Origin of the sequence: Novosphingobium sp. HR1a, assembly GCF_015594425.1 — a bacterium.
Classification (GTDB): domain Bacteria; phylum Pseudomonadota; class Alphaproteobacteria; order Sphingomonadales; family Sphingomonadaceae; genus Novosphingobium; species Novosphingobium resinovorum_A.
This window is the reverse complement of the sequence record NZ_JABXWS010000064.1, coordinates 51,265-62,341: the sequence shown is the minus strand read 5'-3', so window position 1 is coordinate 62,341 and position 11,077 is coordinate 51,265. Positions and strand designations below refer to the sequence as shown.

Below are 11,077 nucleotides of genomic sequence, written 5' to 3'. Positions count from 1 at the left end.
GCTTCGCGACTGCCACCTCCCATTGCTGCGCAACAGGGAGGATGTAGGACAAAAAAGAAGGCCCGGTAGGACTTGCGTCCCGCCGGGCCTTTTAGGGTGAGGGTGGGCCGGGCACCATTTCTGGCACCCGGTCCGGGAGAGATCAGAAGCTGTAGCGGGCAGTCGCCAGCACGGTGCGCGGATCGGTCATGAAGCGCGGGTTCACGACCGAGAAGCCGAAGCCGGTCTGCCAGTTGATCTGGTTGAGCAGGTTCTTGCCCGCGACCTGGAACTGCCAAGGCCCGACGTCGTAACCGACATAGGCATTGACGATCTGCGTCGAGGTGACTGCGCCGATCGCGGCGTTGTCTGCCGTCGAGAAGAACTTGTCGCGGAAGTTGGCATCGGCGCCGAACTTGACCTTGCCCGAGCCGAGATCGAAGTTGTAGTCGAAGCCGACGGTTGCCTGGTAATCCGGCAGGAACGGCGGCGCATTGCCTGCGAGTGAACCGCCCGAGGTGCGGTACTTGCCCTTGTTGAGTGCACCGTTGCCCCAGATCTGCAGGCCATAGACCGGCTTCCATGCGATCTCGGCTTCGAGGCCCTTGATCGTCATGTTGTAGTTTTCGATCAGGAAGCCGCCGTCGCCGAGGTTGATCGATTCCTGACGGTTCTTGATCTTGTTGACGAAGCCCGAGAGCGCCACGCGCACGGTACTGCCGAGGTCGGCCTTGATGCCCGCTTCGAAGGCATCGGTGCTCTGTGGCTTGAAGGCTGCGGCCAGCTGCGCGGCGGTGGAGGCGAGGCCGTTGTAGCCGCCCGACTTGAAGCCGACGCTGTACGAACCATAGAGCAGCACGTCGTTGCTCGGCTTGAAGTTGACGCCCAGCTTGGGGGTGAACTTCTTGTAGTGGTCGCGGCTCACGGCCAGATCGCCGCCGATGTCGGCGTTGAGCGCCTTGTCCTCGAGCGTATAGCGACCGCCGGCGATAAGGGCGAGCTGGTCGGTGACGTTGAAGGTCAGCTGGCCGTAACCCGCCCAGGCGTCGGTCTTGGCATGGAAGTTGGTGCGCGAGGGCACGAAGAACGTCGTCGTGTCGACGATCTGGTCGCCGTTTTCGTGGAAGTAGTAGAAGCCGACCACGTAATCGACGAGGCCGTCAGCCAGCGAGCCGGCGGCGTTAACTTCCTGGCTGAACTGCCACTGTTGGGAGTCGCTGCTGCGCACGAACAGAGCAAGCGGTGTCGTGCCGGTGGAGCCGATCATCGAAGGATAGACGCCGCCCGAGAAGTCCTGAATCCAGAAGTCGTCCATCTCCGAGTAGCCGGTGATGGAGGTCAGCGTGCCGCCCGGATAGTCGGCCGAGAGGTGGAGCGATCCGCCCTTCTGCTTGACGCGGGTGTCCGATGCCACCGGCGAGAGCACGGTGCGGTACGAGCCCGAGAGCGGGACGATCTTGCCCTCGTCGTTGGTGGTGGTGTTGACCGACCACTGGCCGTCCGAGTTGAGGTCGAGGTAGAACAGGTTCAGGCGGGCCTTCACCACGTCGCCCTTGTAGGCGAGGTCGAACTGGCCGCCCTTGAAGTCTTCCTTGCCCACCTTCTTGTCGAGCGTGGCGTTGTACTGGCGGCCGCCGTCACGGGCGCGCACGATGCCGTTGAACGATGCGGCCCACTTGCCGTCCTCGCTCAGCGGGACCGAGATGTAGCCCTTCACGCGGCGCTCGTTCCAGGTGCCGTAGCCGACCTGCACGTTGCCGGTGAACTCGTCCGAGGGCTGCTTGGTGATGATGTTGATCGCACCGGCCGAGGCATTGCGGCCGTAGAGCACGCCCTGCGGGCCGCGCAGGACTTCGATCCGCTCGATCTCGGCGAAGTCCATCAGCGCGCCCTGCATGCGGGCGTTGTAGACGTCGTTGATGTAGAGCGCGACTTCGGCTTCCGACATGACGTAGCCGCCGTCGGTGCCGCCGCCGCCGCGGATGTACGCCTTGAGGCCCGCCGAGCCGCCGGTCACGCCGTCCAGCTTGAGGTTGGGGACGAGGCGCGCGACGTCGGTGGGGGTGTTCACCTGACGGGTCTGGATTTCGTCAGCGGTGATGGCGGTGACGCTGATGGGCACGTCCTGCAGGCGCTGTTCGGTGCGCTGCGAGGTGACGACGATGTCGCCGAAGCCGTTGGCGTCGCTGCTCGCATTTGCGGCGGCGTCCTGCGCGGCGGCCATGGCGGGGAAGGAGCCGATCGCGGTCGCGAGCAGCAGCCCCTTGGAGAATGCCTTCATCATGGTGTCGAATGAACCTTTGTGCGTAGTATCTTCTGAACCCTGGCCCGTGGCGACGTGGCTCTTTTCGAAAGGAGCTTTGCGTCGGCGCCCGTCAGGCAAAGCGGAAGCTGTCGGTGATAAGGTTTTGTGGCAATGCTGCGCCGCAAACTGTCCGCAGGATGATAACTCAGACGCATCGCTCCATGCATGAACCGCTGTGCGGATAAAAACGGCCGGGTAGCGCGCCACTTTTAGGGGCGAGCGTCAGACTGCCGCGAAATCAACGCAGTGGAGGTCATGATGGCAGAGCTTACCGCAACGCAGGGCGCGGGCGTCGTACTGGTCACGGGCGCGGCGTCCGGCATCGGCAAGGCGGCGGCGGACCTGATCGAAGCGGCCGGGCGCACGGTGGTTCGCGCGGATTTGCACGATCACGACGGACGCGGCGTCGCGCTCGATGTCGCCGATCCCGCCGCATGGGATGCACTCGTCGCGCGGCTGGAGGCCGAGGGTGGTATCGACGGCCTCGTCAACTGCGCGGGCGTCGGCGGCCTCGGCGCCATCGACGAGATCGCCATCGACGACTGGGACCGCATCATGGCCGTCAACCTGCGGGGCACGGCGCTCGGCTGCCGGGCGGTGCTTCCGGCGATGCGCGCGCGGGGGCGCGGCTCGATCGTCAACATCGGCTCCACCTTCGGTCTCGTCGCCCGCAACGACTGCGTGGCCTACGGCGTGAGCAAGGCGGCGGTCATCCACCTGACCCGATGCATGGCGGTAGACCTTGCCGATGCGGGCGTGCGCGTGAACTGCGTGTGCCCCGGCCTGATCGAGACGCAGATGACGGCCCCGCTCGCCGATGCCGGGCTGGAGGCGCTGATGCAGGCCAACCTCCAGGCCCACGCGCTGCGCCGCATCGGCAAGCCCGCCGAGGTTGCGGAAATGGTCGCTTTCCTTATCTCGGATGCAGCCAGCTTCGTGACCGGGGCGGCGATCCCGGTCGATGGCGGCTACACCTCGGGCAAGTGGGTGTGACGCTCCACTGTCCGAGGGGTGGAGATTCCACTTTCGCAGGTGCGTGATCGCCGGCCCCGCTTATAGTTTGCGCATACGTCTTCAGGGATAACCCAATGCTCAACACCTTCCAGCAGCAGATCCATGGCATGCTGCCCACCCCGACCTCGGAAGAAGCCTCGCGGCAGGAGTTCGCGAAGAGCCTCAAGCACTTCATCCAGCAGGGCCTGCTGCCCGGCCTGCACCCGATCTATTCGGGCCGCGCCGCCCAGCGCTTCGAGAAGGAAGCGGGTCGCGCGCCGGTCGATCGCCACGACATCCGCAAGGCGATGGTGCCGGACAACTACTTCCGCCACTACGCCGCCGTGAACCGCATCAGCCAGGAACTGTTGTGGGACAGCGTGATCGATTCGATCGAGCGCGAGGAAGACAGCCTCAAGGCCGCCGCCGCAGAGAATTCGGCGAAGAACAAGGGCGAGCTGCACATCCCCGAGGGCTTCGAGGTTCCGCGCTACGTCTCCTCGCTCGACATCCACTGCATGCCGGGTGGTTATGCGGGCGGCCCGGACGATGCTTCGGACGTCTCGCTCGGCGTGCTCTACGACCGCGGTGTGTACCTCTATTCGATGGGCTACACCGGCCCGTTCAACGACGACATGGGCCGCTCGGTGGTGAACTACCTCAAGCGCAACATGCCGGACTTCAAGCCCAGGCGCATCCTCGACCTGGGCTGCACGGTCGGCCACTCGACGCTGCCGTACAAGGAACTGTTCCCCGAGGCGGAGATCTGGGGCGTGGATGTCGGCGGTCCGATGGTGCGCTATGCCCACGCCCGCGCCGGTGCGTTCGGCCTCGACGTCAACTTCGCGCAGATGAACGCCGAGAAGACCGAGTTCGAGGACGCCTCGTTCGACCTCGTCGTCAGCCACATCCTGCTGCACGAGACCAGCGGCAAGGCGATGCCCCGCGTGTTCGAGGAATGCGCCCGCGTCCTCAAGCCCGGCGGCCTGATGATCCACGCGGATCTGCCGCCGTTCGACCTGATGGACCCGTTCACGCAGTTCATCCTCGACAACGAGACGTACTACAACAACGAGCCGTTCTGGGGCGCGATGCGCGACATGGACCAGATCGCGCTGGCCACCAAGGCGGGCTTCGACCCGGCGACCATCCGCTTCGACACCGCGCCGATGGCGGTGATGGAATATGCGGGTGCGGGCTATACCGAGGAATCTGCCGCCGACGTCGCCGAGCGCGAGTTCACGGCGGGCGAGTTCGCTCCCGGCGGCGGCTGGGAAGTTCTCATCGCCCAAAAGCCCCACGCTCAGCCTACTGCCTGATCCCTTAGGAACGAGACAAAGACATGAAGCGTGACGCACGGGGCAAGCGGCCCCAGTTCTACCAGGACCCGGCCCTCGACCAGATGATGGGCATGATCATGGTCCTCGCGGGTGAGGTTTCGGTGCTGGCCGACCAGCTCGATTCCACCCAGCGCGTGCTGGCCAACCACAACATCGACGCGCGCGCCGAAGTCGATGCGCTCGTCCTCGACGACGCGGCGCTGGAAGCCCGCGAGGCGCGCCGCCAGCAGATGCTGGAACGCATGTTCTATCTCGTCCGCAAGGAAGCTTCCGAGGCGGCAGGCAAGGAAACAACCGAAGGCTACATCGCCACCCTCGACGCGATCGCGGAAGGGTAAGCGATACAATGAGCATGAATGCGAGCGCGCTGGCGAACATCGTCGGTGCGGACAACCTGCTGACCGACCCGGCCAAGGTCGCCTACTTTGCCACCGACGTCTACCGCGCACAGGTCATGCCGGGCGCGGTCGCGCGTCCTGGCACGATCGAGGAACTGCAGGCCGTGGTGCGCGAGGCGGCGGCCGCCAAGCTGCCGTTCACCGTGCGCGGCGGCGGCGCGTCCTACACCGATGGCTACAATGCGGTGGACGGCTCGCACCTGCTCATCGACATGAGCCGCCTGAACCGCATCGTCGAGATCGACGAGTTCAACGGCTACGTCACCGTCGAGGCGGGCGTTACCTGGCTCCAGTTGTCCGACGCGCTGGAGGCCAAGGGCCTGCGCACGCCGTTCCGTGGGCCGTTCTCGGGGATCGCGGCGACCATCGGCGGATCGATGTCGCAAAACTCGATCAGCCACGGCTCGGGCGCATGGGGCATTTCGGCGGAATCGGCGCTGGCCTTCGACGTGGTACTCGCCGACGGCAGCCTGCTGCGCACCGGCACAGGCGCGCTGGGCGAGAAGCCGTTCGGCCGTCATGCGGGACCTGACCTCACCGGCCTGTTCACCGGCGACTGCGGCGTTTTCGGCCTCAAGGCCCGCGTTACGCTGCCGCTGCTGCGCCACAAGCCCGCGCATCGCGTGCTGTCCTTCGCCTTCGCTGAATTCGCGCAGATGCACGAATCGATGCGCCGCATCGCCATGGAGCGGGTCGAGGATTCGCACTTCGCGCTCGACGCTGCGCTGTCGCAGGGCCAGATCGCCAAGCAGGAGCGCGCGGGCGGGCAGCTGGCGATGGCGATGTCCATCGTCAAGAGTTCGCCCTCGGTCTTCGCCGGGCTCAAGCAGGTCGCGGCGGCGGGCATTCTCGCCCGCAAGCAGATTTCGGCCTCGAACTTCATGACGCACTACATCGTCGAGGGTTTCGACGATGCCGAGTGCCGCGCCAAGCTGCAGCGCCTGCGCGACCTGACCGCCGACCTCGGCCGCGAAATCGTCGCGACGGTGCCTTCGGTGGTGCGCGGCATGCCTTTCGCACCGCTCTACAACACGCTCGGCCCGGGCGGCGAGCGCTGGGTGCCGCTGCACGGCGTCATGGCGCACGACCGCGTGCGTGATTTCCACGAAGCGCTCCAGCGCTTCTACGCGGACCGCGCCGCCGACATGAAGCAGCACGGCGTGTGGGGCGGCGGCATGTATTCCACCGTTGGGTCGAGCGGTTTCCTTTACGAAATCGCGCTCTACTGGCCGGACGAGCAGACCGCCTACCACGCGGAATCGGTGCCCGGCGACTACCTCGCCAGCCTGCCGAAATTCCCGGCGAACCCGGCCGCGCGTGAGTACGTCCATCGGCTCAAGGGTGAGCTTGTCGATCTCTACGACGCCCACGGCGCGCTGCACTTCCAGCTCGGCCGTGCCTATCCCTACGCCGCGCGCCTCGGAGCAGAGCCCAAGGCGCTGGTCAGCGCGATCAAGTCGGCGCTCGATCCGCAGGGCCTCATTGGTCCGGGCGTGCTGGGCCTGTGACCCGTAACACCGTCCGCAAGTCCTACGTGGACCTTGCGGACGGGCAGCTGCACGTGCGCGAGGTGGCGGGCCTTGAAGCGCCGGGCGGGGAGCCCGCCATCGTCTTCCTGCACCAGACCGCGTGCTCGGCGCAGAGCTACGACCCGCTGCTGGCCGAACTCGATCTGCCCAACCGGCTCGTCGCGATCGACACGCCGGGCTTCGGGGGCAGCTTCGATCCGGTCGGCTGGCCTTCGCTCGCGGACTATGCGGCGTGGATTCTGGAAGGGATCGACGCGCTCGGGATCGGGCGTTTCCATGTCTTCGGGCATCACACCGGCTCCAGCCTTGCGGTGTACTTCGCCGCGAACCATCCCGAGCGGGTGGCGTCAATCATACTGGCGGGCGCCGAGCTGATGACGCCGGATGAGCGCGCGCACTTCGAGCAGACGCATGGCGAGCCGATCGGCCTCAAGCGCGACGGATCGCACCTCCAGACCAACTGGGACTACGCCGCCGGCTACAACGAGGGCATCGACGTGGAGATCATCCATGACGAAGTCGTCGCCATGCTGCGCGCATGGAAGGCCCGACCACAAGCCTACATGGCGGTGGCAAAGTCCGACACGCCTGCACTGGCAGCGCGCGTCACCGCGCCAGTGCTGCTGCTGACCTCACCCGACGACTATTTCCACGCCGAGCTGGACCGCGCGAAGGCCGCTTTCCCCGGCGCGAGCCTTGCCGTCACCGGCGGGGCGAACTTCCAGGCCACCGCGGACCCGCAAGGCGTCGCGCGCGCGGTGGAAGAGTTTCTGGCGTCGTCCCGGATCAAGTCCGGGACGACGTGGATCAGGAATAATCCAGTTCCGGGCGGGTGCGCTCCTGCTGCGCGGGGTCGGTTTCAACGAGGTTGATGAATACCCCATCGCAGTCGCGGATGCAGACTTCCAGCTGCGCGCGGTGTTCCATCGCGAAGACCTGTGGCTCCGGCGCCCACGTTGCGCCGAGGGCGCGCAGCGTTTCCATCGTTCCGGCCATGTCGGTCACGTAGAAGACCAGCGCCACCTCGCCGATGCGCGCCGGGCCGGTTGCGGGGGGGATGGCGTCGTCCGTGGTGCCGTCCGCCAGCTTGAACAGGCCGACCATGCCGTAGTTGGGGCCGGGGCGCTTGACGATGCGGATCTCGAATGGGCGCGGGTCGTCGAAGCCCAGGATCTCGGTCGCCGAAGGATGGCTCAGCTTGCCCTCGAAGTAGGTCTCGGTGAGGCCGATGGCGCGGTAGAACTGCGTCGCCTTGTCGAGATCGCGCACGAAGATCGTCGCACGCACGAGGGCGGAGGAGGGATGCTCGGTCATCGGTCTGCCTTTGCTGGTTCGCCCCGATAGTTCCCGTCCTGCCGCGCCGCCGCGAGCGCGCGGCCGCCAATGGTCGTCAGGTGGACAACGGGACGGGTGCCGCCTTGCGGAAGGTCGGCCCGGGGCGCGATGAACGGTCATGACCGGGAGCATCAGCAGCCCCCGATCCGCAAGGGCGACACGATCTTCCGGCCAGGGTTCTGCCGGCCCGTCTGCAACTCTTTCGGAGAGTCCGCTCTCCAGCTGCGTGGGATATAGAAAATGACGGATTCTCTCGGTTACCGCATGAAGTTCGCGGTGGTCGCCCCCTCGACCAACACCAGCGTCGAGCCCGAGTACGCGGACATGCGCCCGCGCGGCGTGACCAACCACTTCTCGCGCATCGCGATTCCCGACACCAAGGTCGTGGACGACGCGACGTTCGTGGAGATGCTGGAGAACATCCGCAGCGCCACGTTCGATGCGGTCGACGTGTCGATGTCGATGGACCCGGGCTGCGTCGTCATGGGCATGTCGGCCGAGACCTTCTGGGACGGTGCCGAGGGCGCCGAGCGCCTGCACCAGCGCATGCTGGAGCGGACCGGCGGCGTGCCGGTGATCATGGGCTCCACCGCCGTGGACGCCGCGATCCGGGCCTATGAGGAGGCCGACGGCAAGAAAATCCGCAAGATCGGCATCCTCACCCCTTATGCGCCGGTGGGCGACGCCAACGTCAAGAAGTTCTTCGAGGACCAGGGCTACGAGGTCGTCCACGTCGAGGGCCTCAAGTGCCAGTCGCCGATGCTTATCGCGCACGAGAGCAAGCAGACCCTCAAGCGCGCCGCCATCAAGGTAAGCGAGGGCGTCGACGCGGTGATCCAGGCGGGCACCAACCTGGCCTTCGCCGAAGTCGCCGCCATGGCCGAGTTCTGGCTGGAAAAGCCGGTGATCGCGATCAACACCGCCACCTACTGGCACGCCCTGCGCACGATGGGCTTCACGGACCAGAAGGAAGGTTTCGGCCGCCTGCTTGCGGATTTCTGATCCGCCACTTGCAAAGCAAGCACTGGCGATACGGCATCGGCGCTCTAAGCTGACCTCAGGGTCGAGAGATTAGAATACGGAGTTCACAATGGAATACGATTACGTCCCGATGCCGCAGCGCCAGCCGCTCCAGTGGCCGGACGGCAAGCGCGTGGCGCTGCTGATCACCTTCAATCTCGAGACCTGGGATCTCACCAAGGATACCGACAAGCCCTACTACGCGGGCGGCCCGGCGATCCTGCCGGACATCCTGCCCGGCAACACGCCGGACTTCCCGAACTACACTTGGCGCGAATATGGCCAGCGCGTGGGCATCTGGCGCCTGTTCGACCTGTTCGACGAACTGGGCGTCAAGGCCAGCTGCACCACCAACGCCGTCACCTTCGAGCGTCGCAAGGCGATGACCGATGCGGTGCTGGAGCGCGGCTGGGAACTGCTCACCCACAACTGGGAGCAGGGCGAACTGCTCACCACCTTCGCGCACGAGCCGGAGAAGGAGCGCGACATCATCATGCGCTCGCTCGAGCAGTTCGAGAAGTACACCGGCCGCAAGTCGAAGGGCTGGCTCTCGTCGTCGCTGCGCGGCACGATGCAGACGGCGGACATCCTCGCAGGGGAGGGCTGCACCTTCTACTGCGACATCATGAACGACGACCAGCCGTACCTGCTGCGCACGCCGAACGGCCCCATCGTCTCGGTCCCGTACTCCAACGAGATCAACGACTTCACTTTCATCACCCGCAAGAACTTTACCACCGACCAGTTCCGCGATGCGCTGATCGAGGAACTCGACGTGCTCTATGCCGAAGGCGCCAAGAGCGGCCGGATCATGAACATCGGCCTGCACCCGCACGTCGCCGGCCGCGCCCACCGCGTCCGCGCGGTGCGCGAGTTCATCGAGCACGCGAAGTCGCTCGACGGCGTCTGGTGGGCCACCCGCGAGGAAATCGCTGAGTGGTATCTCCAGAACCACGAGAGCCATATTCCGGGTCAGCTTGGGCAGGGTCAACTTGGCCAGGGTCGGGTCGGCTGATGGACAAGGCTAGGGTTCTCGTCGCCGGCGGCGGCATTGGCGGGCTGGCCGCGGCCATCGGGCTCCTGCGCAAGGGGTTCGAGGTCGAGGTCTTCGAAGGCGCGCAGAGCTTCGGGGAAGTGGGGGCGGGTGTCACGCTCGCTCCCAACGCGATGGCGGGGCTGCAGTACCTCGGCCTCGGCCCAAGGATCGAGGCTGCGGGCAGCGAGCCGATGCGGCAGGTGGTGCGGCACTGGGAGGACGGGCGTGTCCTCAAGACGCTGGAGCGCGGCAACCAGATGCGCGAGAAGTACGGCGTTCCGTACCTCTACATGCACCGCGCCGACCTTCACGCGATCCTCGTCGAGACGGCGCGGGAGCTGGGCGGCAAGCTGCATCTCTCGGCCCGCGTGTCCGAAGCCGGGCATGACGGCGCAGAAGCCTGGCTGAAGCTGGAGGACGGCACCGAGCATCGCGGCGACCTGCTGGTCGGCGCGGACGGCCTCAAGTCGGTGGTGCGCAGGATTTTCGAGCCGATCTCGGCCCATTTCACCGGCCACGTCGCATGGCGCGGGGTAGTGCCGGTGGATGCCGAACTGCGCGAGCTTGCCGAGAACCCCGGCAACTTCATCGGGCCGGAGCGCATGGCGGTGTGGTATCCGCTACGCGGCGGCACGCAGATCAACCTCGTCTTCTTCGCCCGCGAGGAAGGCTGGACCGATGACGGTTGGACGATTCCGGCCAGGCGCGCCGAACTGCAGCAGGTCTTCGCCGGCTGGTGCGAGCCGATCCAGTACATGATCGCGCATCTGGAGGAAGACCGCCTGTTCAAATGGGCGATCAACGCCCGCTCGGCGCTGTCGACGTGGAACCAGGGCGGCTGCATCACCCTGCTCGGCGATGCGGCGCACGCGATGACGCCGTTCCTGGGGCAGGGCGCTTCCTGCGCCATCGAGGACGCGGTCGTGCTCTCCCGTGCGATGGAGGGGAGCGACACGGTGGCCGAGGCGATCGAACGCTACGAACGCGCGCGCATCGAGCATGCGACGTTCATCCAGGCGGAATCGAACGCCAACGCCGAACGCCTGCAGAGCAAGGACGCGGACAACTTCGGCAAGAAGGAAGTCCGCAACGAGGAAACGCTGGGCCTGTTCGCCTACGATGCCGGCAAGGTGGAAGTATAA

Annotated in this window: 10 protein-coding genes; 8 read left to right on the top strand and 2 right to left on the bottom strand. The window is 66.0% G+C overall.

What is annotated here, in order from left to right; genetic code table 11:
• Positions 1-142 precede the first annotated feature (142 nt).
• Entirely contained in the window at positions 143-2,263 is a 2,121-nt protein-coding gene (locus HWN72_RS18365) for a TonB-dependent receptor (protein ID WP_036529010.1), read from the bottom strand.
• Positions 2,264-2,542: 279 nt separating this feature from the next.
• Between HWN72_RS18365 and HWN72_RS18360 the strand changes: the two genes are divergently transcribed.
• The 5 genes from HWN72_RS18360 (at position 2,543) to HWN72_RS18340 (ending at position 7,416) form a co-directional block, all read left to right on the top strand.
• A complete protein-coding gene (locus HWN72_RS18360) occupies positions 2,543-3,277 on the top strand; it encodes an SDR family NAD(P)-dependent oxidoreductase (protein WP_211150941.1) in 735 nt (244 codons plus the stop codon).
• Positions 3,278-3,372: 95 nt separating this feature from the next.
• On the top strand, positions 3,373-4,596 hold the full coding sequence (locus HWN72_RS18355; protein ID WP_036529012.1) for a class I SAM-dependent methyltransferase: 1,224 nt from the start codon (positions 3,373-3,375) through the stop codon (positions 4,594-4,596).
• Positions 4,597-4,619: 23 nt separating this feature from the next.
• Positions 4,620-4,955 (top strand): hypothetical protein, encoded by a 336-nt coding sequence (locus HWN72_RS18350; protein ID WP_036529014.1) that lies wholly within the window; start codon positions 4,620-4,622, stop codon positions 4,953-4,955.
• 8 nt (positions 4,956-4,963) lie between these two features.
• A complete protein-coding gene (locus HWN72_RS18345; RefSeq protein WP_069709463.1) occupies positions 4,964-6,523 on the top strand; it encodes an FAD-binding oxidoreductase in 1,560 nt (519 codons plus the stop codon).
• On the top strand, positions 6,520-7,416 hold the full coding sequence (locus HWN72_RS18340) for an alpha/beta fold hydrolase (RefSeq protein ID WP_051587113.1): 897 nt from the start codon (positions 6,520-6,522) through the stop codon (positions 7,414-7,416). Before HWN72_RS18345 ends, HWN72_RS18340 begins: the two co-directional genes overlap by 4 nt.
• Here HWN72_RS18340 and HWN72_RS18335 read toward each other — a convergent pair.
• Entirely contained in the window at positions 7,352-7,858 is a 507-nt protein-coding gene (locus HWN72_RS18335) for a VOC family protein (protein ID WP_036529017.1), read from the bottom strand. The two genes, HWN72_RS18340 and HWN72_RS18335, sit on opposite strands and share 65 nt — an antisense overlap.
• Positions 7,859-8,119: 261 nt before the next feature.
• Here HWN72_RS18335 and HWN72_RS18330 point away from each other — a divergent pair, with 261 nt between their 5' ends.
• The 3 genes from HWN72_RS18330 (at position 8,120) to HWN72_RS18320 (ending at position 11,077) form a co-directional block, all read left to right on the top strand.
• On the top strand, positions 8,120-8,881 hold the full coding sequence (locus HWN72_RS18330) for an arylmalonate decarboxylase (RefSeq protein ID WP_211150940.1): 762 nt from the start codon (positions 8,120-8,122) through the stop codon (positions 8,879-8,881).
• A gap of 88 nt (positions 8,882-8,969) precedes the next feature.
• Complete coding sequence (locus HWN72_RS18325) at positions 8,970-9,914, top strand: polysaccharide deacetylase (protein WP_036529021.1); 945 nt, start codon at positions 8,970-8,972, stop codon at positions 9,912-9,914.
• Positions 9,914-11,077, top strand: a complete 1,164-nt coding sequence (locus tag HWN72_RS18320) for an FAD-dependent monooxygenase (RefSeq protein ID WP_036529023.1) — start codon at positions 9,914-9,916, stop codon at positions 11,075-11,077. The genes HWN72_RS18325 and HWN72_RS18320 overlap by 1 nt, the downstream gene beginning before the upstream one ends.